Genomic DNA, 23,503 nt, shown 5'->3' on the forward strand with positions numbered 1-23,503 from the left:
CAGGTATTACCACTACTTGAATATCTATTCGAGAAGGATCTGAGGAAATCCTCTTTTTTTAACTAAGTTTTCAGATTTTTATATTAAATTCCTTAATGCTCATAGTATCGTTGAACAGCTTCGATTTTTAGAGCCTTTCCAGACTTTTCATCGATATCAATTACCACCGCATTAATTTGGATAGGACCTGTTGCTAATTCAAACTTGGCTGGAAGTTGAGTTAAAAATCGATTAATAATAATCTCCTTTTTAATGCCTAGTACCGAATCTCTCGGCCCCGTCATTCCAACATCCGTAATATAAGCAGTGCCTTGAGGAAGAACTCTGAAATCCGAGGTTTGAATATGAGTGTGAGTTCCAACAACCGCACTGACTTTTCCATCGAGAAACCATCCTAAGGCAACCTTTTCCGAGGTTGCCTCGGCATGAAAATCAACGAAAACAATAGGAGTCTCCTGCTTAAGCTGGTTAATCCAACGAATGGCTGCACTAAAGGGATCGTCTAAAGGTGTCATATACACCCGCCCCGACAAGTTTAAAACTCCAATTTTACAGCCATTAATTCGTATAAGGCCCGATCCCTGGCCAGGTGCACCAACAGGATAATTGGCAGGTCGGATCATCCTGGTCTCTTGATCTATAAAATTCATAATATCTCGATTATCCCATACATGATTCCCCATTGTAAAAAATTGTATCCCATAATCAAAAAGTTCTTCGGCAATCTCTTTCGTTAATCCTTTTCCTGCTGCAGCATTCTCTGCATTTGCTATCGTGACATCAATAGTATATTCCTGCTGAAGCGGTTTTAAAAATCTCTTAATTGCTTCCCGCCCCGGCTTACCGACAATATCTCCGACAAAAAGTATACGCAACATTACACCTCCTGCTTCAATCCATGGAACTTTTCATCATATTCTTACCCTTTTTTCTTCACAATAAAACTAATGCGGAAATTATTCTGTGTGAGTCATTTACCAAACTATAGCATCTAGTTAAAAACTAAAACACGTCCCTCATCTCTCAAAGCTATAACATTTTTAGAAATATCCATATGTTTTATGGAAGAAAGCATCTGATTAATGACTTCTTCATGAATTTCCAGCTCTTCTTCAGGCAGGCTTGTCTCATCATAGACCAGCTGTTTGGCAAACGCGCCCTTCAATAATTCAACTAACAACCCTACTTCCCCTTGACTGATGCTTTCTAAATCTCGGACTACTTTTAAGACGGAAACGTCTTCCTCACTGTGACAACTTATTTGAAAAATACGTATCGTTTGACGTTCAAGATGATGATACAGCTCCAAAGCAGGCCGAAGCACTACCTGTACTGTTTCAAGCTCTAACGGTTGCTTAAGCATAAATGTGAACTTAAGGGCATGTTCCTCACACCAATAATGAACTGCTCCTAATTCCGGATATCTTGTTAAAATTGAAGTTAGTAGATCTGCTCCCTCTGAAACCTGCTTTGAATCCTTGTGAATTTTACGTAACACCCTTGTCAATCCTCTCTATTGCACTGATCTATCATGGAAATTATTCGTCATAAGAATCTAATCTCCTGCATTGTTCTTAATTTGCCTTGCAGATAAGAAACCTAGCTGCACTTAGCTGAAGGAAAGGATTTAACGGAAGGTTATTATCTATCTTAGAAATAAAAAATCAGACGACTCAAGTCGCCTGATCATAAAAAACCTTGTTTATTTAGCAAAGTCAACTGCTCTCGTCTCACGGATAACAACAACTTTGATCTGCCCAGGATATTCAAGTTCTTCTTCAATACGCTTACTAATCTCACGCGCCACTCGTGGTGCGAGTACATCATCAATCTTGTCCGGCTTAACAATAATGCGTACTTCCCGACCCGCTTGAATTGCAAAGCATTTTTCGACTCCATCAAAGCTCTCAGCGATTTCCTCAAGTTTTTGCAGCCGCTTAATATAAGTTTCCAAAGTCTCACGTCGTGCACCCGGGCGAGCTGCCGAAACCGCGTCAGCTGCCGCTACTAGTACTGCGACAAGGCTTTTGGGTTCTACATCGTTGTGGTGAGCTTCAATAGCATGTATTACATCAACGGACTCTTTGTATTTTCTAGCCAGATCTACCCCTATTTGAACATGAGTTCCTTCTAGATCATGATCCACTGCTTTTCCAATATCATGCAAAAGTCCGGCTCGTTTTGCTAGTTGAACATCCACTCCTAATTCGGCGGCCATTAATCCCGCAAGGTGAGAAACCTCTGTGGAATGTTTTAACACATTTTGACCATAACTGGTGCGGAATTTTAATCGGCCAAGCAGCCGAACCAATTCCGGATGTAATCCATGAACTCCAGTCTCGAAAGTAGCTTGCTCTCCCTCTTCGCGAATCTTTTGATCCACTTCTTTTTGAGCTTTTTCAACCATCTCTTCAATGCGAGCAGGATGAATACGGCCATCAGCGATCAGTTTCTCTAAAGCAATGCGCGCTACCTCTCGGCGTATGGGGTCAAAACCAGATAAAATTACTGCTTCAGGTGTATCATCAATAATAAGATCGATTCCAGTTAATGTTTCCAATGTTCGAATATTGCGTCCCTCGCGGCCTATGATTCGTCCTTTCATTTCATCACTCGGCAGTGCTACAACGGATACTGTTGTCTCAGCCACATGATCCGCAGCACAGCGTTGAATAGCTAGTGAAATAACGTTTTTCGCCCGCTTTTCGGCTTCTTCTTTGGCGCGAGTCTCAATTTCTTTAATCATTATCGCTGACTCATAGCGAACTTCTTCTTCAACTCTTTTCAGAAGGAGCTGTTTTGCTTCTTCCGAGGTCATACCGGATAAACGTTCTAATTCGGCTTGTTCTTTGTCCACAAGCTGATTCAATTCTTCTTTAAGGGAATCTACTTCGCCTTCCTTACGATGTAAATTTTCCTCTTTCCGTTCAATTGACTCAATTTTACGGTCTAAACTCTCTTCCTTTTGTAACAATCTCCGTTCTAAGCGTTGGAGTTCATTTCGACGTTCGCGAGTTTCTTTTTCAACCTCATTGTGAATATGCATGGCTTCTTCTTTTGCAGCAACAATTGCTTCACGTTTTTTGCTTTCTGCAGCAGAAAGTGCATTTTCAACAATCCGTTTTGCCTCTTCTTCAGCAGTACCTATAACTTTTTCGGCAGTATTTCTACGAATATGCCAGCCTACCAAGGCTCCTAGACCTAATCCAACTAAGATGGCAATTAAACCGGTCAAAAATATTCCAATCACATTTACACCTCCTTGTTTGTAAAAATTCAAAATTTAACAAATAAATAAAAAAACTGGTTCAAAACCAGTCTCTTAAGCAACCTTTAATACGGGAGTTCTCCAAGCCTTCTCCCCTTCCTACAACTCTCGTTAGTCAAAAACAATATTAAAAATGACTACCTCGAAATCTATAAGAAAACCATAAAGGTTAGATCTTAACAGAGACAGGTCTCTGTTAAGATTCTAATATCATTTGTAATTATTGTCAAGCTTGTCCTAAATGAGGCTATTCTATTCGCATTTTTGCCAGAACATTTTGTACTATATCTGAAGGATATCCTCGTTGAATAAGTTTGCGGACAACCCTTTGCTGTACCCATAATTCAAGCGGCACCGACTTTTTATCTGAACCCTTTAGAGCCTTCTCTTCCCAGCGTTGTTCTTCTTGAACCCGCCACTTTTGTGCCAAAGCTAAGCAGAGATTTGCTTCTTCATCCCAAGAATATACTTCCTCCAAGACCTGCTCAATTAAATCAGCATCAATTCCGCGATTTCGCATATCCACGGTGACTCTTCGGCGTGAATATCGGTGGAGGCGACTCTTTGCATAGGTTAAAGCGAGTTCATGATCATTAAGATAGCCATAACCCAGCAATTTGTCGACAGCACTCTGAATTTCACCGCTCTCATACCCTTTATTGTTAAGACGAGTTTCCAGTTCAAGCTTTGTCAGGGCTCTTCTGGATAAGCAGTCTAAAGCAGCTTCCCATGCACTTTTAGAAGATTTATTCTTCTTCAAAGGAATCATCGTCCATTGTCGTAGAAGGCGCTGAGCTCATATTTGAACGGATCAGCTGTTCAAGTTTCTGGGCCATGTCCGGGTGCTGTTTCAAGTATTCCTTGACATTCTCTCGTCCTTGTCCCAATCGTTCTCCATTGTAAGAGTACCAGGCACCTGACTTTGATATTATTTCCATCTCCGTTCCTATATCGACAATACTTCCTTCTTTAGAAATCCCTTCTCCGTACATAATATCAAAATCAGCAGATTTAAAAGGAGGAGCCACTTTATTCTTAACGACTTTCACGCGGGTTTTGTTGCCAATAATCTCTTGGCCTTGTTTAAGAGCTTCCTGGCGGCGAATATCGATGCGGATGGTAGCATAAAATTTCAAAGCCCGCCCACCTGTTGTCGTTTCCGGGCTGCCAAACATAACACCAATTTTTTCACGAATCTGATTGATAAAAACAACACATGTGTTGCTTTTACTGATCGATCCCGTTAATTTACGCAGGGCTTGAGACATTAAGCGGGCATGCAGCCCGACATGATTGTCACCCATTTCTCCCTCAATCTCTGCTCGAGGTACCAAAGCAGCCACTGAATCAAGCACAATAACATCAACTGCAGCACTGCGCACTAAGGCTTCACATATTTCTAAACCTTGTTCTCCCGTATCTGGCTGAGAAACCAGCAAATCTTCAAGATTAACACCTAAAGCTTTGGCATATACCGGATCTAAGGCATGCTCAGCATCAATAAATGCCGCCACTCCTCCGAGTTTTTGCGCCTCGGCTATGATATGCAGGGCCACAGTAGTTTTGCCGGAAGACTCAGGCCCATATATTTCAATGATCCGCCCACGCGGTACTCCACCAACACCCAGAGCCAAATCTAAGGCCAATGAACCTGTAGGGATAACATCAACCGACATCGTCGCAGATTCTCCCAGCTTCATAATGGAACCCTTGCCAAACTGCTTTTCAATCTGCGCTAAGGCCACATCCAGAGCCTTTAGCTTATTTGTTTCGGCCATCTTCCATCCTCCTCAACTCGGTTAAAAACGCATTTTCGTTATTTATAAAACATTTGTTCGTTTATCATTATAGGGGCGGACATCGTAACTGTCAATTCGTTTATGCTTCACTGCATCAGGACAACTATCGACACCATTATATAACAAAAACGATGATAATAATATAAAAAAGCTAGGCCTCTAAAGACTAGCTTTTTTATATTATTAGAAAGTATAACCTTCAGCTAAATACTTTCTTCCAGCATAAGTGCAACCTACGGCTTCCCTTTTGCTAAGACTCGGCGGAGCCGGGTTTTCTTTATAGTATTAATGCTCAACTGAAAATCAGGTGTTTTCACGTGCTTTTGCCGGTTCAACACTAACTCTTCGTCCTTTAATCATAGCCTGATGCATGCAGCTTAAAACCCTTGAAGCATATTCTTCAGGAACTTCAACAAAGGTAAATTTGTCGTAAATATTAATCATTCCAATAATATTTCCCGGGATTCCGCTTTCTTCAGCAATCCAGCGTATGATGTCCTGAGGACGAATTTGCTGGACTCTGCCTATATTCATAAAGAATCTCACCATACCCGACGCTGCTCCGGTGTTTCCAAAGTGATTAACGTCCGGATCATTATCGTCTATGCGGTCTTCAGAATTAGCTCCCTCAACGGCAAACTTTAACGCCGCTGCCGCAACATCCGTTGAATCGTATTCTTCAAGCAGATCTCCGACAATGGCTCGATAATTTCCTAAGCGATCGCTTTGAATCAATTTAACCAATTGATTCTTCAGATTTTCCGCTTGTCGTTCGCTAATATCGGCTAAGGAAGGGAGTTCCCGGCGGCGTATTCTGGTTTTAATCAAATTTTCAATAAGACGAAGCTGACGATATTCCTTGGGAGAGATCAAGGTTATAGCCTGCCCGCGTCGGCCGACTCGTCCTGTACGTCCAATTCTGTGCACATAGGACACAGGATCTTGGGGAATGTCGAAGTTAATAACATGGGTCAAATTGCTAATGTCAATGCCTCTGGCTGCAACATCAGTAGCAACTAACATTTCCGTTTTGCCGTCACGAAAACGCTTCATGACCCGATCCCGCTGCTGCTGGCTTAAATCACCATGGAGAGCATCCGCAAAATATCCCCGTGCTTCAAGCGCTACGACGAGTTCATCAACTCCTCGTTTTGTTCGACAAAAGGTAATTCCTTGTCCTATATCCTCCATATCGATAATCCGACACAAAGCATCAACTTTTTTACTTTCTCTCGTTTCATAAAAAACCTGTTCAATGAGGGGAACTGTTAATTCATCTCTGCTAACCGTCACGGATCGAGGATTCTTCATATAAGTCTGTGCTAACTTGCGAATCGCCTGTGGCATCGTTGCTGAAAAAAGCATAACCTGGCGGCCTTCTTCGGGCACTGCTTTTAAAAGTCCTTCGATATCCTCCACGAACCCCATATCGAGCATTTCATCCGCTTCATCTAAAACGACCATCTTAACATGCTGTAACCGCAGAGTACCTCGATTCAGATGGTCCAACAACCTTCCAGGGGTTCCAACAACAACTTGGTATCCCATACGCAAAGCGCGAATTTGACGATCAATGGGCTGACCGCCATAAATTGGCAAAGGCTTAACATGTTTGTATTTGCCAATTTTTGCCATCTCCTGAGCCACCTGAATAGCGAGTTCACGAGTCGGAGTCACTATAAGAGCCTGTACGGCTTGAAATTTTGCATTGATTTTTTCGGTAATCGGAATCCCAAAGGCAGCGGTTTTCCCTGTTCCGGTCTGAGCCTGCCCAATAATATCGGCATCTTCCAAAGCCACTGGAATTGCCTGTTGTTGAATTGGCGAAGGCTCTTCAAACCCCATTTCAGACAAACCTTGTAGTATTTGCTTGCTTAACTGAATATCACCAAACGATTGTAAACGTTCAACCATCACCTATGTGTAATCCCCTTTCCTTGTTCAACATCTGTTGCCTTATCTCATTGAGGGCTGCCTGGACAGTCAATTGGCGCACAGATTCCCGTTCTCCATAAAACTGAAACTTTTTAGCATAAACTTTCTCCGCTGAAGCAAATCCAATATAAACCAACCCCACGGGTTTCAGGTCACTGCCTCCATCCGGGCCAGCAATACCGGTGGCTGAGATGGCAAGATCCGATCCCGATTTTCGCCGAATTCCTTCGGCCATTTCTCTGGCAGCTTCTTCGCTTACTGCCCCGAATTCCTGAAGAGTCTTTTCATTGACTCCCAATAGTTGTTGCTTTAAGGAATTCGAATAGCTTACAACCCCTCCCAGGTAGAACTCAGAACTGCCTGGTTCTTGAGTTAAGGCCGCACCAAGTAAGCCCCCAGTGCAAGACTCGGCAGTAGAAATGGTCAAATGATTCTTTTTTAAAGTTTGCCCTACAATCCCTATCATGGTTTCCTGATCGCGGCCAAATATCTTGTCACCGAGACGCTTTCGAATTTCATCCTCGGTTTGATTTAAAGAGTCCAGCGCCTCCTGTGATGTTGCTTCCGTACCTCTGGTGACTAAACGGATATGCATCTCCGCCCGCTTAGCTAGTAAAGCCATCGACAGCTTAGGAAGATGCATGAGATCATTCAGCACTTCCTCTATGGCAGATTCACCGATACCAAAAACTTTTAAAACACGTTCATTCATCCGTTCAGAATCTGGCCCGATAATTCGCTGTAATTCAGGTAAAGCATAATGTTCAAACATTGGCTGCATTTCAAAAGGAGGTCCAGGTAATATAATAACCGTCTTTCCGTCTTTTTCAATGATTGCTCCGGGTGCTGTTCCGATAGGATTGGGCAATATCTTTGAGCCTTTGGGGAAATAGGCTTGTTTCTCATTACTAGAAGGCATTGGAGCTTTTCGTCGGCCAAAGAACTCCTTGATGTTGTTTAAACTACTTTGGTCGAACTCCATTTCTAAATTCAAGACCTTAGCAACAAGCTCCTTCGTCAAATCATCCGCTGTGGGTCCCAGACCGCCGGTGGTAACAAGAAGGTCTGAACGGTCAATTGCCTGACGTAAAACTTGCTCTAATCGCTCTGAATTATCTCCAACCGTCGTATGATAGTCTACCTCGATGCCTAATGAGGAAAGTTTTCCTGTTAAGTAGTGAGCACTTGTATTTAGAGTCTCTCCAAGTAACAACTCCGTCCCAGTAGCTACAATTTCAGCTTTCATACTATTCTATCACTCTCCTATTATCAACGCAAATATACGCACTATCTCATGCTTGCTTAGTTATTTCTCACCTTGCATTTGCTTATCCTTCCTAAGCAAAAAAAAAGAACCTCAAGTGAGGTTCAATTAACTAGGCGACGTTTTGCAAATACGTTCTCAACGTATCCCCGCTTAGACTTTCTTCTTCCTGCAAAATATCAGAAAGCTGCAGCAAAATGTCCTTTTTTTGGAGAATAATCTGTTTTGTACGATTTTCGAGTTCGGCAAGAATATCTTTGGTAACGGGTTGTCGTTGTTCGGCACTCAATAAAGAAACGTCCGTCACTCCCAAAGTAGACATACCGGCTTGGAGCATTTTTTCCACGAGATTCAAGGCTTGTTCGTAATCCCCGGCAGCCCCTGTACTCCGATTCCCCAGGCATTCCTCTTCAGCCAAAGCGCCGGCCAAAGCGACCATAATCTGTTCTTCCAGCATAGCCTGTGTATAGAGATAGAGATCATCCTTGGGATAATGACGAACATACCCCAAAGCGTTTCCTCTTGAACGTATTGATACCTGAGAAACTGAGTTTGGCCGAACAGATTCAGCCAGCATAGCATGTCCGCTTTCATGAATTGCGATGCGGCGCAGTTCTTCAGCCGTTGGTTTCCGGTCAAGCTTCTCACCGAGCATAACCTTTTCAACAGCCTCATGAAAATGTCGGGCTGTAATTTCCTTTGCCTGATCCCGCAGAGCAAAAATAGCAGCTTCATTGGTGACACTTTCCAAATGTGCCCCCGAAAAGCCAAAGGTTTCATGGGCAATCGCTTCCAAATCGACATCAGGAGACAGAGGTTTGTTCTTGGTGTGAATTTCCAGAATCGCCACTCTTCCTTCTTTATCAGGAAGATCGACTTTTACTTGACGGTCAAAACGTCCTGGTCGAAGTATTGCCGGATCTAATGCTTCCGGTCGATTCGTTGCAGCCATCACCAAAATATTTGGTCCCTGCTCAGTCTTTAAACCATCCATTTCAATAAGCAACTGGTTTAACGTTTGATCATATTCATGATGAGAAACATTACTTCCTCGCTTGGCACCTAAAATATCCATTTCGTCAATGAAAATAATAGCGCTGGACTTTTTCTCACGTTTTACCATTTCTCTGGCCCGCCGAAATAGACTTCTAACCCTTTCCGCACCGACACCTGCGTACATTTCCACAAACTCGCTGCCAGAAACCGATAGAAATGAAGAATCTGTGTATTTAGCTGCGGCTTTCGCTAATAAGGTTTTTCCTGTCCCCGTTGGCCCTGATAATAAGATTCCTTTCAAAGGACGAATTCCTAAAGCTTTCATTCGGTCGGAGTAACGAAGAAAATCCAAAGCCTCCTGGAGTTCCTTTTTAGCAATTGCTTGTCCGCCAATATCTTCAAAGTTAACCGTAGTGGAAGTAATAGTCTCACCATTACCGGTTTTCAGAACTTGACGCGAAATCACAAAGGTCCATAAAAAATAAGCCGCCAAACATAACATGGCAATGGGCAAGACGTTATAGCCCATAACCAGTAAAAAGGCAAAAACACCCAATCCCAAACCAATAAGGATATCTCGTTTCACACAGTCCCCTCCTCATGAAGATAATGCTTGCTTTAATAATTCACAAATTCACATCTAAGGCCATAAATGGCGTTAACTTAACTCCTTGCTTGTCAGAAACTGCCCTTGACCATTTCGTTCAATCACTTCAATCAGTTGAGCATTTTCTTGATCTAACACAATATAAATAGCATCACTGTCCATTTGCAATTTGACTTGAACACCCGCTTTTTGAGCCAATGTTTGAATTCTTTGTTCCATCTCGGTAAAATTCCCACGGGTAATTCCTTCTTGAATTGCAAATTGCATTTGCTCAAATAACGTTGTCAAGGAAGCATTTCTATGATCAATAAAGCGAATAGGTTCTTTACCTACAATATTTTCTATGGCCAAGCTTACTTGACGCAAATCTGATATATGGTTAGTCTCAACATCTAACTCTGCTTGACCATTGACCTGGACAGTTTTAACTGACGTTATTCCGGATATTTTTTGACTTTGAGCTGAGACTGATGAATCTACCCACTTCTTTTGGTAAAGAACTTTTCCACCTAGAAGCAAGCCGAATATTATAACTCCAACAAGGCTTATCACTAATACTCGCTGTTTTGTCATACACGCATCGTCCTCCATATGCAATACTATTTGCTATATCATCATTATAGCATGCAGTATATCATATAGAAATTAAAGATTTATCCTGCCAAGGTAATTTGTGTTAAAATTCCCAATTGCTAAGGGAGAGCTTTCTTGCATTGAAAGCTCTCCCTTAACAATTTTTAATTAAATCTTCAAAACAGGATATAATTATTTATGTAACAACTTACGAGATTTTAATAAATAATCGAGACCCGAAATCACTGTGAAAAACACAGCAATATAGAGCAATGGCTGACCGATGTGTAATCCTATGAGTGAAAATGGCCAATCATGGAGCAACATAGCGGAAATAGCAACAACTTGAGTGATCGTTTTAATTTTACCAAGTTTACTGGCACTTATTACAACTCTATCCACTGCGGCGATAGCACGGAGACCTGTAACAGCAAACTCCCTGGCTAAAACAATCCATGCCACCCAAGCATTAACCTGACCAAGTTCAACCAAAGAAACCAAGGCAGCAGATACGAGTAGTTTATCCGCCAACGGGTCCATAAATTTCCCCAGATTCGTAACCTGGTGACGTTTACGTGCAATATGCCCATCTAAACCGTCCGTGGCAGAAGCTAAAATAAAAATAATTGCCGCCACCACTTCTTGATGAGGAAAAAGAGTCTGACCTTTAGGCACTTGGAGAAGCAGAAAGGCCATGAACACCGGTATTAAAATAATGCGCGCTAATGTTAATCGATTGGGTAAATTCATGAAGCAACCTCTCCTATTAAATCATAACTATCTGCCTCAAGAATGCGAACTTTAATCATGTCCCCTACCTGAAGTGACGTTTCCTTAGTCGTTCTGTTAATATATACCTGACCGTCAATTTCCGGAGCATCACCTTCCGTTCTGGCCAGCCAACGTCCGTCAGCAAGTTTCTGCTCCAACAATACAGTCACAATCTTGTTAACCCATCGCTGTTGTCTCTGCCAGGATATCTTTTGTTGGATCTGCATCAGTTGATCACGGCGTTGCTCGCGGACTTCGGTCGGAATTTGATCCTCTCTCTGTCCGGCAGGCGTATTCTCTTCCTGAGAATAAGCAAATACACCTAATCGATCGAACTGTACTCGTTGAATAAATTCGGCCAATGCTGCAAATTCTTCTTCAGTTTCTCCTGGAAACCCGGTAATCATCGTTGTCCGAAGCGTAAGATCCGGTATAGCCGACCGTAGTTTCCTAATTAAGGCTTCGGCCTGTTCAATGGTTCCTTGTCGATTCATTTCTTTGAGGATTTTATTATTGGCATGCTGCAAGGGCAAATCGATGTATTTACATAGTTTCGCCTCCTGACTCATGGTTTCAATGAGTTCGTCGGTGAATCGTTCGGGGTAACAATACATTAGCCGAATCCATTCTATGCCTTCAATTTGAGCGAGTTGGCGAAGCAGTCGCGGTAGGATTAATTTCCCCTCTAAGTCTTGTCCATAACGTGTTGTGTCCTGGGCCATGACCATTATTTCTTTAACTCCCTGAGCAGCCATCCCTTGAACTTCACGAATTATTGATTCTTCTGATCGGCTGCGAAAGCGGCCGCGTACATGGGGAATAACACAATACGTACAGTAATTATCACAGCCTTCAGCAATTTTAACATAGGCTAAATAATCAGGAGTGGAACGTTTTCTTGGCATTAAGTCATTGTAGAGGAAGTCAGGAGTTTCTTTTTTTACGAGATTGATTCGTTTTTCTTCAGCCGCCTGAACAAGCGCTGTGATTTCATCAACATTTCCAGTTCCTAATACTCCATCAAGTTCTGGAATTTCCTGCATTAATTCGGAACCGTATCGTTGAGCCAAGCAACCGGCAGCTATTAAGGTATGACATTGAGCCGAATTCTTATAATTTGCCATTTCAAATATTGTTTCAATCGATTCTTCCTTAGCCGATTCAATAAATGTACATGTATTAACGACTATGATATCTGCCGTTTGGGGATCATCTGTCAGTGTATAATTTTGGGCTAAAAAGCCTGTCATGATTTCACTGTCAACTTGATTTTTTGGGCAGCCCAAAGTAACAACTGCAACTTTCTTTGTCAAGGTTACACCTCATATCACTGTTTTACCTTTCTTAGTATAAACCAACACTTCGACAAGGTCAAAAATTATTATCCATAATAACTTCTCTTGAATTCCAATAAAAAAAGGGGCCTTAGCCAATTCTTAACTAAAGCTCCTTTAGTATATTTAATTATTTAATATGGGATTATTTAGAAATTCAAATCTTTGCGCTCGGCAGTCGCTATATAAATAACATTTTCTCCAATGTTTGTAGCATGATCGGCAATTCTCTCTAAATATCTAGCGACGAACGTTAAGTGCATCCCCTGATCCAGGTTATTGGGTTCCTGGGTCATGATAACCAATAAGTCCCGAACAACTTGGTTATAGAGATGATCGACTCCATCATCAAGTTCAGCAAGTTTTTGAGCTAGTACCATATCTTCACGACTATAAGCTTCCAAACCTTGACGCATCATTTTCAGTGCTTCTTCAGCCATACGGGGTATGTCAATAAGGGGTTTACATAAAGGTCCTTCGATTCTGCGCACGATTTTAGCGATATCAATAGCTAAATCTGCCATTCGTTCAAGATCCGTCGATATTTTCATTGCTGAAATGATTTTCCGTAAATCCTTGGCCACAGGTTGCTGTGTTGCAATCAAGAGTACGCACTCATCATCCACCTGACGCTCATAGTCATTGACTTTCTGGTCCTCTGAGATCCAATATTCCGCTTGTGTTCGATCAAGAGAATATAGGGCCTTCATACTCCCTTGCAATATTCTAGTGACTTCCTTACCCATTTCTTTAAGTAAGGTGGTCAGAACCTGCTGACCTTCATTAAGTGTCTGACGCATTAATTTTCCTCCCTCATCATCCGAAACGCCCAGTAATATAATCTTCAGTCCGTTTGTCGCGCGGATTGGTGAATATTTCTGAAGTTGGTCCGTGCTCTACAAGTTCTCCGTTAAGAAAGAAGGCAGTTGTATCGGCGATCCGTGCGGCCTGTTGCATATTATGCGTTACTATGACAATGGTATACTCGGATTTGAGCTGACCAACTAATTCTTCGATCCGCATGGTGGCAATAGGATCAAGGGCAGAAGCGGGTTCGTCCATAAGCAATACTGATGGTTCAACAGCTAGAGCCCTGGCGATACAAAGGCGCTGTTGTTGTCCGCCCGACAAACTCATGCCTGAATAATTAAGACGATCTTTCACTTCATCCCATAAGGCAGCCATACGCAGGCTTTTTTCGGCAATAGCTTGCAAATTCTGTTTGTTTCTCATTCCATTGAGTTTTACGCCTGCTACAACATTTTCAAAGATGGTCATAGATGGAAACGGATTAGGCTTTTGAAAAACCATCCCAACCGTTTTTCGTAAAGAAACCGGATCTTGACCATAGATACTCTCTCCGTTGAGAATAATTTCCCCTTTAACCTTTGAACCTGGCAATGTCTCATGCATGCGGTTGATACATCGAACGAACGTTGATTTGCCGCATCCGGATGGTCCGATAATCGCAGTAACCTGATTGGCTGCGATTTCCATGTTAATTCCCTTAAGGGTTTGATTTGTCCCATACCAAGCTTCAAGCTGACGAATACTTAAATTCTGACCCATTTCTAACCCCTCCTAGTTACTCCTCGATCGAAAGGCAAAGCGTGCAATCAAATTCAGACAAAGTATAATGGCAATTAAGACAAGAGACCCCGCCCAAGCTTGTCTATGCCACTCATCATAGGGTGATGTGGCATAGGTATAAATTTGAACCGGTAATGAAGCAATAGGATCCTTAAAGAGAGAATGAGTCCAATATTGATTGCCTAAAGCCGTAAAAAGCAGCGGCGCAGTCTCTCCGGAAACACGAGCAACTGCCAGCATTGCACCAGTTATAATACCTTTAGCCGCTGTCGGTAACACAATATTCAGGATGATCCGCCGTTGAGAAATACCCAAGGCATAACCGGCTTCACGTATAGCATGCGGCACCAATTTTAGCATTTCTTCCGTTGAGCGGATGACCAAGGGAATCATAATAACTGCTAAGGCAACTCCCCCGGCAAAGGCCGAGAAATGCTTTGTTTTAGAAACTATTGCCATACTGACAACAATCCCAATAATAATTGAAGGTATCCCAGTTAAGACATCAGTGGTAAAACGCACTGTCGTGCTCAACCAACTATAGCGATCGTATTCGGTCAAATAAATGGCAACCAAAATTCCTATCGGAATGCCGATAATACTCGCTATGGCAATTAAAATCAATGTTCCTTCAATGGCATTGGCCATTCCTCCGCCCGTCATTCCCATAACTGCGGGCAGTTTAATGAAGAAATCAAGATTTAAGGAGGTAATTCCATTTTTGATGACGTACCCCAGCAAAGCAAATAAGGGGACGAGTGCCAGAAAAGTTGCTGCCGCAAAGATCCCTAACATCAATTTATTGACAAAATTCCGTCGGGCATTAATCATACTAAATGTCCTCCCTTCGGTCCACGGGCAACTGACCATACTAAGAGACGAGCCAAAATATTAAGGAGCAGTGTTATGCCGAAGAGAATAAGTCCAATCTCGATGCAAGAGCTTAGATATAAGCTATAAGTTGCTTCCGTAAATTCATTGGCAATTACGGCAGCCATGGAGTAGGCCGATGAGAACAAGGACGACGATATTTTAGGCATATTTCCAATAACCATAGTCACAGCCATAGTCTCTCCAAGGGCACGGCCCAAGCCCAACATAATGCTTCCCAGAATCCCTGACTTAGAATAGGAAAGCACCGATATGCGAATCATCTCCCATTTCGTTGCGCCTAAGGCCAAGGCGGCTTCTCTATGGGCGATAGGCACCGCCGCCATAACTTCTCGAGAAATGGAAGTAATTGTTGGCAAAATCATGATTGCTAGAATTATTCCTCCGCCGAACATATCAAACCCTACCGGAGCACCTTTAAACCACGGTATAAAGCCAAACCATTTCGTCAACCAGGGTTCTACCGATTGTCTCAGCACCGGCGCAAGAACAAAAATGCCCCATAACCCATAGACAACGCTTGGAATTGCTGCCAAAAGTTCAACTAAAAAAGCAACGACTTTGCGAATAGTTGAAGGAGCCATTTCATTTAAGAAAATTGCCACGCTGATACCAATAGGAGCAGCGATAATTAGAGCAACAACCGAAGTCACTATAGTTCCATAAATAAAAGGCAAAGCACCAAAAACGTGATGAACCGGGTCCCACACTCTGCTTGTAATAAAGGCCCAACCGAAATGCTGAATGCTCTCTTGTGACGAGGAAAACATTTGCCATCCTATCCAAACCATCAAAATCACGACCAGGATAGCCATCAGCAAGGTGACATAACGTAGGGTTTTGTCTCCCATCGATTCATATAAGCGATTATTATCTGTACTCACTGCCCGCATCCTTCCATCATTTTATCTAACAGAGGAAATAGCCCAGCGTCATGCTGAGCTTTTCCTCTTAATATCTAGTAGTTTGGCATTCTATTTCTAATGATTTCTTTAAAGTTTTCATCATCTTCATCATTACTTGAAATTATTTCAAGAGAGGTTGCCCGCCAGAAGTAACCGTTTTCAGCATTGCAGTTTCACGTGCAGTCAAGTTGTCTGGCAGTGGTACATAAGAGAGGCTGGGAGCAAGTTTTTGCCCATCGTGTAAAGCCCAGTTAAGGAAATTAACCATGGCAGTTCCTTTAGCTTTATCTGTTTGATTTTGGTAGATAAGGGCCCAGGAGAATCCGGAGATTGGGTAAGCTTCAGCGCCAGGACCATTGACAATATTCACGCGCATATCATCCGGGACTTGGAAAGAAGCAGCATCTGCAGAGGCACCTTCTAAAGAAGGCAATACCCATTTGCCGTCTTTGTTAAGCATATAAGCGTAGGGGATTTTGTTTTGCAGTGCATAGGCTAATTCAATGTATCCAATGGCACCCGAAGTGCTTTTTACCGCTCCAGCAACACCAGGATTTCCTTTAGCTCCGAGAGCTTTTCCTGTTGGATTCGGCCAATTGACGGATGTTCCGCTGCCAACTTGACTATTCCAATCCGGGCTGATAGCACTTAAATAATGTGTGAAAATTGAAGTTGTTCCACTGCCTTCAGAACGGTGAATTGGTATGATGGCTAGGTCTGGGAATTTCACATCCGGGTTGTCCTTAGCAAGAGCAGGATCATTCCAGTTTTTAATTTTACCAAAATAGATATTGGCTAAATTTTCGGGACTAATTTTAATATGTTCAGGGATCCCCGGAACATTATAAGAAAGTGTTACAGCGCCTAAAGCAACTGGTAACTGAAGAACTTTACCACCTTGAGCTTTACTCAGTTGATCGTCTGTCATAAAGGCATCCGTTGCTCCAAAGTCAATTGTTTGGTCTGACAGATGTTGGATTCCAAAGCCGCTTCCACCACCTTGATAGTTGATAGTCACGTTTGAGTGGCTTTTTTGATATTCGGCAACTTGTTGCAGCAAAAGAGGCTGTACGAAAGTACTTCCGGCGCCTGTTAGTGTAACTGCTGCGTCAGATGTTTGTTGGGCTCCTGATGAGGATTGTGTTTGATTTTGGCTGCCGCACCCCACTAAAGAAATTGCCAGAACTCCTGTCAAAACTGCCGTTAGAATTCTACCTGTCTTACGAATCACTAACTTTTCCTCCTTTTTATTATTTGAATATATCTTAATATATCCAAAAACTTGATTATCCCTCCGAACTGGTTTGATTATAGCAAACGATTGTAATGTTAAAACGAATAGAACGTTAAGTTAATGTTAACTTTTAACGGAATGTCACTCGCGTAAGATCTTAGCAATGTTAATTCCCCAACCCGCCTGCGAAATTACTCTTTGTTTCGACTTTAGTTTGCCCTACAGCTTAACTAATATAAGACAAAATTGGATTAACACGATGGCTTAGGTGTTCTTGTTAAGGTTCTTGTTAACCTTTTATAAATAGTATGGTAATATATGATAATAATTAACATTGTTAATTATCGTCTGGTTAAAGTCCATACAATTCAAGAAGAGGTGTACAGCGTGTTTAATCAAACCCTTAATCCAATAGACACCTGTGGCTGTGGGGATACGGGATATTTAACAACCCGAAAAATTCCAATTGACTTAGCCCATGGTGTTGGTTACATAGAAAATGTTCCTGTCTATCATTGTCGTTCCAACTCTTGTTCTGAGTTTGCACTGCCCTCCGAAGTTTCCAGACGTCTCGAAGATATTGCCGAACAAATGGAAGCAGACCATTCTACACAAGTGGTATATACTTGGAGACCCAATCAGGAAGAAAACGATCCCCCCATTCAAGAAGCCTATCAGCAACTGGAAGTGGAGTCATTTACCCTTCAATTTATAGGACGAGAGTATTCAGACGCTCGGGTTGCCTTTGTCGTACCTGGCCAGGCCATCTTTTTTCAAAGCACGCTCGAAGACACTGAATATTTTCTTTTACGCTACGATGCCAAACCGTCTTCCGAAGGCATATGGTTTGACTTTTTGAAATTTTATTATGATGAACAACCGAACCTCACGTATGAAGCATTTTTAACCTGGTCTGAAGAGGGATACTTAAAAGAACTGGGCAGTATCACTCTTGTGGAAGTGGAGGATATTCTTCAGGATGAATTTGGAGAATTAACCTAAAAAGCGGTGTGAGCAACTTGCTCACACCGCTTTTGTCTGGGCACCCTAAAATTTTCTCGTTCTCAATTAATGCTTATCGTTCTTTGACCTTTCTCCTTTGGCGGAACTCTTACCTGCTTTTGACTTCGTCAGACTTTTATGACTAAGCTCTTTGCTTTGTTTGGGTTTCATACCGGACCGCCTCGTAGGTTTCCTACCAGGTCTTTCAGATTTTCCCAAACCTGTATGTGATTCCTTATGGGGTTTAATAAGACATTGCGGACCGTATCCAATGAGATCTTCACGATGTGCTTGCCGAAGGGCTTCTTCTACTAAGTCATAATTTTTCGGATTCCTATACTGAATTAAAGCCCTTTGCATCGCTTTCTCATGCATGCTGCGAGGCACATACACCTTTTCCATCGTACGGGGATCTATTCCCGTATAATACATACACGTTGAAAGTGTTCCAGGCGTCGGAATAAAGTCCTGAACTTGTTCAGGATTGACACCCATATCCCTTACATATTCCGCTAATTCTACAGCCTCTTTCAAAGTACTGCCTGGATGAGAAGACATTAAGTAAGGAACTAGGTATTGCTTTTTTCCTAAGAGTTTGTTTTCTTCTTTAAATCGCTGAACGAATTTCTCAAAAACCTTTTTACCCGGTTTTCCCATATAACGCAGAACTTCGTCACTAACATGCTCAGGAGCAACCTTCAATTGACCGGAAACATGATGTTCACAAAGCTCGCGTATAAATTCGGTATTTTTATCCGCTAAGACCGCATCATAGCGAATACCTGATCGAACAAACACTTTCTTAACTCTGGGGAGATTTCGCAAACGCCGCAGTAGACTTAAATATTCCGCATGATCAATTTCGAGATTCTTACAAGGTGAAGGAAATAGACATTGTTTATGAGAACAAGTACCCTTAGTCAGTTGCTTTTGGCAAGATGGACGCCGAAAATTAGCCGTTGGCCCGCCTACATCATGAATATATCCTTTAAAGCGGCTGCTCCAAGTCATCTGCTCAGCCTCCCGCAGAATAGATTCAGGACTTCTGCTTTGAATGATTCGTCCTTGATGGAAGGTCAAAGCGCAAAAGGAGCAAGCCCCGTAACAACCACGTACACTGGTCAGGCTAAATTCTACTTCTTCAATGGCCGGAACTCCGCCTTTTTCTTCATAAGAGGGATGAAAGGTTCCCATAAAAGGCAGAGCATAAACAGCATCCATTTCAGCCTGGCTTAAAGGCAGTGAGGGCTGATTTTGCAGAACAGCTTTACGATTATGAACTTGCAGCATCGGTTTGCCTCGAAAAGGATCATGTTGATTATACTGAACCCAAAATGCTTCTGCATATTTTTTCTTATCAGCAAGTACCTCTTCATAGCTTGGTAGTACCAAAACATCTTTGCCGGTATTTTCAAGACTGTAAGGCACCATGGTGCCCCTGACATCCGTGATTTGTGTGATTAGCTCTCCGCCCTTGAGTCGTTCAGCAACCTCAACAATCGGTTTTTCACCCATACCGAAGACCAATAGATCAGCTTGACTATCAATAAGGATTGAACGGCGAACTTCATTGCTCCAATAATCGTAATGAGCAAAACGCCTCAGTGAAGCTTCGATTCCCCCGATGATCACCGGGACACCCGGAAGCGCTTCCCGCACTCTATTTGAATATACAATCGTGGCGTGATCCGGCCGCAGCCCCTCCTCCCCCCCAGGAGAATAGACATCCCTATGCCGTTTCTTCTTAGCGGCTGTATAGTGGTTAACCATAGAATCAAGGTTTCCCCCTGTAACCAGACAAGCTAAACGGGGTTTTCCCATAACCCGAAAAGCTTGAAGATCTTTCCAATCGGGTTGGGCCAAGATCCCTATACGGAAACCTTGATTTTCCAAAACACGAGCAATAACGGCAATTCCAAAACTAGGATGATCCACATAGGCATCTCCGGTAATAAATAAGAAATCAAGTTCAGTCCAACCACGAGCTTCCATGTCTGCTCGATTTACGGGCAAAAAATTTCTCAAGCGCATATTCTCACCTTTCTTAAAAAAAGAAAAGAGGGGCCTTCGGGCCACCCCCTCTATCTATCTATCTATCTATCTTAATCTATCTGTAATTAACAAATTGCAGCTCGATTCCAAAGTCCTCCTTTTTAAGCAGAGCAATGGCTGCTTGAAGGTCGTCTTTGTTTTTCCCCGATACTCTGATTTCATCACCTTGAATAGAACTTACCACCTTTATCTTACTATCTTTAAGAACTTTATTGATCTCCCTAGCCTTATCCTGCGCAATTCCCTGTACCATCTTAACTTCTTGCCGAAGGGTATTTCCTGAAGCTGGTTGGGGTTTTCCGTAGTCTAAAGCTTTTAATGATATCCCCCGTTTAACAAGCTTACTTTCCAGAATGTCCACTACATTTTTTAATTTAAAATCATCATCAGACACTAGAGTGATTTTTTCTTCTTCCAAGGTAATAGATGATTTACTGTTCTTAAAGTCAAACCTTTGGGAAAGTTCCCTCTGAGCCTGCTGAACAGCATTGGACACTTCGGGTAAATTCACCTTTGAAACAATATCGAATGACGAATCTTTAGCCAACCTGACGTCTCCTCTCAATCCTTAAAGTGTTTTCAAAGTTTCTGGAGTAAAGATCACATTACGAAGAACTTGACCGGAACTTCCTAAACTTGGCAACGCTTTTCCATTTAAGGTTACATTTAATCCCCCGGCATTTCCGACTGTAACAAGTTCGATTTTATTACTTCCTTTGACAACCTTCGTAGTCCCTGCAGCAAAAGTTCCCTGAAACACAGGTTGCCCATCAGCTTGCACAACAACCCAACAAGACTGTTTAAACTCCAATTGGGCGGTTAAGCCATCTTGGGCTGCCGCTAAAACGGAAGGGGGAGTACTTGACGCCTGAGAATTATTCTGGTCATTTTTAATATTATTTTGGGTATTATTTTTACTATTACTTTGAGCGTTATTCTGCTTAGACGCTGCTGCCTCAGCTTGGGAAGGTGCGCTGGGAAGCGCCGACGGGGAATAAGCAGAATTGGAAGGCTTTTCAGGAGTATTATGACTCCATTCAGCAACCCCAACTACAATGCCGATAGCTAGAATAGCCATAATCCCCGCTGCTAAAGGTCTTACCCAGTTAGGGCTTTTCTTTAGAGGTATATCATCGGGAGTTTCAAGTATCTTTACCGTTTCTTTTACCTCTGGGCTATTATTGTAGAGTTGTATAATCTCATCCGGGTTTAAACCTAAGTGCTTTGCATAGGTACGTAAATATCCTTTAACATAAGTCGTCCCTGGAAGTATCCCATAATTTTCTTCTTCAAGCGCCTGGATATAACGGACTCGAATTTTAGTGGTGTCTTCGGTAAATCTTAGACTCCATTGTTTCTCCTCACGTGCGGCTCGGAGCATTTGTCCTTCTCCTGCCATTGAGACCCCCCCTTATTATGTTAGCTTAAATCGAAGGCAGAAAAGCTCATTGCTATATCCTCGCATCGAATGTCGTCATCTTCATGATGACGTATTTCAATGATAAAATCAAAGTCAATCTTCAAACGGCCATCTCTCAGCAGAACATCCGGGTGTTCGATAATTTTCACTGTCGGCATTTCCAAAACATTTTTAAGTAAGGACCAATGAGCATCGTTTCCTCGCGTGGTGCTCGTAATCCCATCGATGAGAAATATGCTATTTGTTGACTCGCCAAGTAATAACTCTGTGCGTATGGTTTGCCGAATGATTGTTGAGGATAATAATATCCATCGCTTGTTGGCATAAACACAGGCAGCTATGGCTGCTTCAGTTTTTCCTACCCTCGGCATTCCCCGAATTCCAATGATTCGATTTCCGCCCTCAAGTAAAGTATCTCCTAAAAAGTCAACCAGCACTCCTAATTCTTCACGAACAAACCGATATGTCGGCGGATTAAGTTCAGCCATGTCTAATCTTTTGCCATGGCGTAAAGCTATCCGATCCAATAAGGTTGGTCTTCGGAATGCTGTCACTTTGATAGCCGCAACTTGCAACAAGGCTTCTTGCAAGGTCCTTGTTTTAGTATCCGAATGAGCTTCCAAAAGAAGTCCTCGTCGGGTTTGTCCAATACTTGTGACCGCCAGAATATTAAGATCCAGCATACCAATCAAGGTGGTCACAGCTCCTAATAATCCCGGCTTATTTTGCTGAATGTCGTATTCCAGATATAGTAGACTCTCGATCCGTGTCGGCCACCTTTTCATCAAGATAGCGTTCCAACTCCCTTAACGCTTTAGTAGACTCACTATAATCGATAAAATAATTATACTCTGCGTTTGGTTGATTGGGATACGCATAAAGTTTGTCATAATATTCAACTAAAAGACGTTCAGTGAAAATTTCCAAATGATTTGCTTCTAAAAGGGAACGCAATTCCCGCACTTTAACATGACCAAGCGTTTTTACCAATCTCTCTAAAGCGGCACCAATCTCTTCAAGGGCATTCGGCACTGATGTATACTCCCGTATTAATCGTTGAACACGATTTGGCAAACTGTCATACTGTAATAATTGAGTCCCCTGCTGCATTGCCGAGAAAAACGTGGTTGGTATAGTTACTCTCCCAATACGTTTACTTTCACATTCTACAATGACATAAGGGAAACTCCTCAATAAATTTAGTTCTTCATAAAGCAGCCCTTCAAATCTTTTCTGGGAGGGTGAATTTCCTAAACCCAAGGCACCAAAAACAGAACCTCGGTTATTCGCTAATTTCTCGAGGTCAATCGCTGGATATCCTTCTGAACGCAACTTTCCCAGAAGCTCTGTTTTACCGACGCCCGTATTGCCACGGAGCACGACAACCTTAACAGGAAGTGGATTATTAAAGTATTCAACCACTAGATTACGGTAAGCTTTAAAACCCCCTTGCAATCGGTAAATCGGAATACCCATTAATTCAGAGACGGCAGCAACCGCCTTACTTCGCATGCCTCCACGCCAGCAAAAAAGCACCACGGGACCTGACTTAGACAGTTCCTCAACTTTTTTGACAAGTTCAGGCAATTTTGGACTAGCAATATTTAAGCCAAGCTCTCGAGCTATAGCTGGTGATGACTGAGTATAAATTGTCCCAATTTCAGCACGTTCCTGATTGTTAAAAAGCGGAAGATTTACTGAACCTGGGATCGTTGCTTCTTCAAATTCTCCCTCCGAGCGTACATCAATCAAAACAGGATGATCTAAAGATTTTATTTCACTAACATGTATCTCTTTTAGCATAAGTATTCCTTTACTATCTTATCAAATATCATTTTACCTCTTATCATAAGGCTTAACAA

At 42.3% G+C, this 23,503-nt stretch carries 22 protein-coding genes; 1 reads left to right on the top strand and 21 read right to left on the bottom strand.

Annotated elements, in window-relative coordinates; genetic code table 11:
• Positions 1 to 92 precede the first annotated feature (92 nt).
• The 16 genes from ACPUYX_RS13190 to pstS all read right to left on the bottom strand — a co-directional run bounded on the left by ACPUYX_RS13190 (position 93) and on the right by pstS (position 17,164).
• Entirely contained in the window at positions 93 to 875 is a 783-nt protein-coding gene (locus tag ACPUYX_RS13190) for a TIGR00282 family metallophosphoesterase (RefSeq protein WP_426380131.1), read from the bottom strand.
• A 116-nt stretch (positions 876 to 991) separates the two neighbouring features.
• Positions 992 to 1,498: a hypothetical protein gene (locus tag ACPUYX_RS13195; protein ID WP_426380095.1), complete on the bottom strand. Its 507-nt coding sequence runs from the start codon at positions 1,496 to 1,498 to the stop codon at positions 992 to 994.
• Between the two features lie 204 nt (positions 1,499 to 1,702).
• Positions 1,703 to 3,241 carry a ribonuclease Y gene (rny, locus tag ACPUYX_RS13200; protein ID WP_426380132.1) on the bottom strand — a complete coding sequence of 513 codons (1,539 nt, stop codon included), beginning with the start codon at positions 3,239 to 3,241 and terminating at the stop codon, positions 1,703 to 1,705.
• Positions 3,242 to 3,515: 274 nt separating this feature from the next.
• Positions 3,516 to 4,037 (bottom strand): regulatory protein RecX, encoded by a 522-nt coding sequence (locus tag ACPUYX_RS13205; RefSeq protein ID WP_426380096.1) that lies wholly within the window; start codon positions 4,035 to 4,037, stop codon positions 3,516 to 3,518.
• Positions 4,015 to 5,046, bottom strand: coding sequence for a recombinase RecA (gene recA / locus ACPUYX_RS13210; RefSeq protein ID WP_426380097.1), 1,032 nt, complete (start codon positions 5,044 to 5,046; stop codon positions 4,015 to 4,017). The genes ACPUYX_RS13205 and recA overlap by 23 nt, the downstream gene beginning before the upstream one ends.
• Before the next feature lie 324 nt (positions 5,047 to 5,370).
• Positions 5,371 to 6,984, bottom strand: coding sequence for a DEAD/DEAH box helicase (locus ACPUYX_RS13215; protein ID WP_426380098.1), 1,614 nt, complete (start codon positions 6,982 to 6,984; stop codon positions 5,371 to 5,373).
• Positions 6,974 to 8,248: a competence/damage-inducible protein A gene (locus ACPUYX_RS13220; protein ID WP_426380099.1), complete on the bottom strand. Its 1,275-nt coding sequence runs from the start codon at positions 8,246 to 8,248 to the stop codon at positions 6,974 to 6,976. The genes ACPUYX_RS13215 and ACPUYX_RS13220 overlap by 11 nt, the downstream gene beginning before the upstream one ends.
• A gap of 130 nt (positions 8,249 to 8,378) precedes the next feature.
• Positions 8,379 to 9,848 (bottom strand): AAA family ATPase, encoded by a 1,470-nt coding sequence (locus ACPUYX_RS13225; RefSeq protein WP_426380100.1) that lies wholly within the window; start codon positions 9,846 to 9,848, stop codon positions 8,379 to 8,381.
• A gap of 72 nt (positions 9,849 to 9,920) precedes the next feature.
• Complete coding sequence (locus ACPUYX_RS13230; protein WP_426380101.1) at positions 9,921 to 10,442, bottom strand: hypothetical protein; 522 nt, start codon at positions 10,440 to 10,442, stop codon at positions 9,921 to 9,923.
• A 192-nt stretch (positions 10,443 to 10,634) separates the two neighbouring features.
• Positions 10,635 to 11,192, bottom strand: coding sequence for a CDP-diacylglycerol--glycerol-3-phosphate 3-phosphatidyltransferase (gene pgsA / locus ACPUYX_RS13235; RefSeq protein ID WP_088225358.1), 558 nt, complete (start codon positions 11,190 to 11,192; stop codon positions 10,635 to 10,637).
• A complete protein-coding gene (gene rimO, locus ACPUYX_RS13240; protein ID WP_426380102.1) occupies positions 11,189 to 12,526 on the bottom strand; it encodes a 30S ribosomal protein S12 methylthiotransferase RimO in 1,338 nt (445 codons plus the stop codon). The genes pgsA and rimO overlap by 4 nt, the downstream gene beginning before the upstream one ends.
• Positions 12,527 to 12,696: 170 nt before the next feature.
• Positions 12,697 to 13,347, bottom strand: coding sequence for a phosphate signaling complex protein PhoU (gene phoU / locus ACPUYX_RS13245; RefSeq protein ID WP_426380103.1), 651 nt, complete (start codon positions 13,345 to 13,347; stop codon positions 12,697 to 12,699).
• A 16-nt stretch (positions 13,348 to 13,363) separates the two neighbouring features.
• The gene (pstB, locus tag ACPUYX_RS13250; protein WP_426380104.1) at positions 13,364 to 14,116 is read right to left on the bottom strand and encodes a phosphate ABC transporter ATP-binding protein PstB; all 753 of its coding nucleotides are present in this window, start codon (positions 14,114 to 14,116) and stop codon (positions 13,364 to 13,366) included.
• 12 nt (positions 14,117 to 14,128) lie between these two features.
• Positions 14,129 to 14,968: a phosphate ABC transporter permease PstA gene (gene pstA / locus ACPUYX_RS13255; protein WP_426380105.1), complete on the bottom strand. Its 840-nt coding sequence runs from the start codon at positions 14,966 to 14,968 to the stop codon at positions 14,129 to 14,131.
• On the bottom strand, positions 14,965 to 15,912 hold the full coding sequence (gene pstC, locus ACPUYX_RS13260; RefSeq protein WP_426380106.1) for a phosphate ABC transporter permease subunit PstC: 948 nt from the start codon (positions 15,910 to 15,912) through the stop codon (positions 14,965 to 14,967). Before pstC ends, pstA begins: the two co-directional genes overlap by 4 nt.
• A gap of 142 nt (positions 15,913 to 16,054) precedes the next feature.
• A complete protein-coding gene (pstS, locus tag ACPUYX_RS13265; protein ID WP_426380107.1) occupies positions 16,055 to 17,164 on the bottom strand; it encodes a phosphate ABC transporter substrate-binding protein PstS in 1,110 nt (369 codons plus the stop codon).
• 390 nt (positions 17,165 to 17,554) lie between these two features.
• On the opposite strand from pstS, the gene ACPUYX_RS13270 reads away from it, so the two are divergent.
• The gene (locus tag ACPUYX_RS13270; protein WP_426380108.1) at positions 17,555 to 18,169 is read left to right on the top strand and encodes a hypothetical protein; all 615 of its coding nucleotides are present in this window, start codon (positions 17,555 to 17,557) and stop codon (positions 18,167 to 18,169) included.
• A gap of 66 nt (positions 18,170 to 18,235) precedes the next feature.
• On the opposite strand, the gene ACPUYX_RS13275 is transcribed toward ACPUYX_RS13270, so the two are convergent.
• The 5 genes from ACPUYX_RS13275 to mnmH form a co-directional block, all read right to left on the bottom strand.
• The gene (locus ACPUYX_RS13275; RefSeq protein WP_426380109.1) at positions 18,236 to 20,200 is read right to left on the bottom strand and encodes a YgiQ family radical SAM protein; all 1,965 of its coding nucleotides are present in this window, start codon (positions 20,198 to 20,200) and stop codon (positions 18,236 to 18,238) included.
• A gap of 76 nt (positions 20,201 to 20,276) precedes the next feature.
• Entirely contained in the window at positions 20,277 to 20,768 is a 492-nt protein-coding gene (locus ACPUYX_RS13280) for a YajQ family cyclic di-GMP-binding protein (protein ID WP_426380110.1), read from the bottom strand.
• Between the two features lie 21 nt (positions 20,769 to 20,789).
• Positions 20,790 to 21,620: a helix-turn-helix domain-containing protein gene (locus ACPUYX_RS13285; RefSeq protein WP_426380111.1), complete on the bottom strand. Its 831-nt coding sequence runs from the start codon at positions 21,618 to 21,620 to the stop codon at positions 20,790 to 20,792.
• A 20-nt stretch (positions 21,621 to 21,640) separates the two neighbouring features.
• Positions 21,641 to 22,426: a DUF3388 domain-containing protein gene (locus ACPUYX_RS13290; protein ID WP_426380133.1), complete on the bottom strand. Its 786-nt coding sequence runs from the start codon at positions 22,424 to 22,426 to the stop codon at positions 21,641 to 21,643.
• Positions 22,362 to 23,444 carry a tRNA 2-selenouridine(34) synthase MnmH gene (gene mnmH, locus ACPUYX_RS13295; protein ID WP_426380112.1) on the bottom strand — a complete coding sequence of 361 codons (1,083 nt, stop codon included), beginning with the start codon at positions 23,442 to 23,444 and terminating at the stop codon, positions 22,362 to 22,364. The genes ACPUYX_RS13290 and mnmH overlap by 65 nt, the downstream gene beginning before the upstream one ends.
• Positions 23,445 to 23,503: the final 59 nt, after the last annotated feature.

This window comes from Desulfosporosinus sp. SYSU MS00001 (assembly GCF_049943955.1).
GTDB lineage: Bacteria > Bacillota > Desulfitobacteriia > Desulfitobacteriales > Desulfitobacteriaceae > Desulfosporosinus.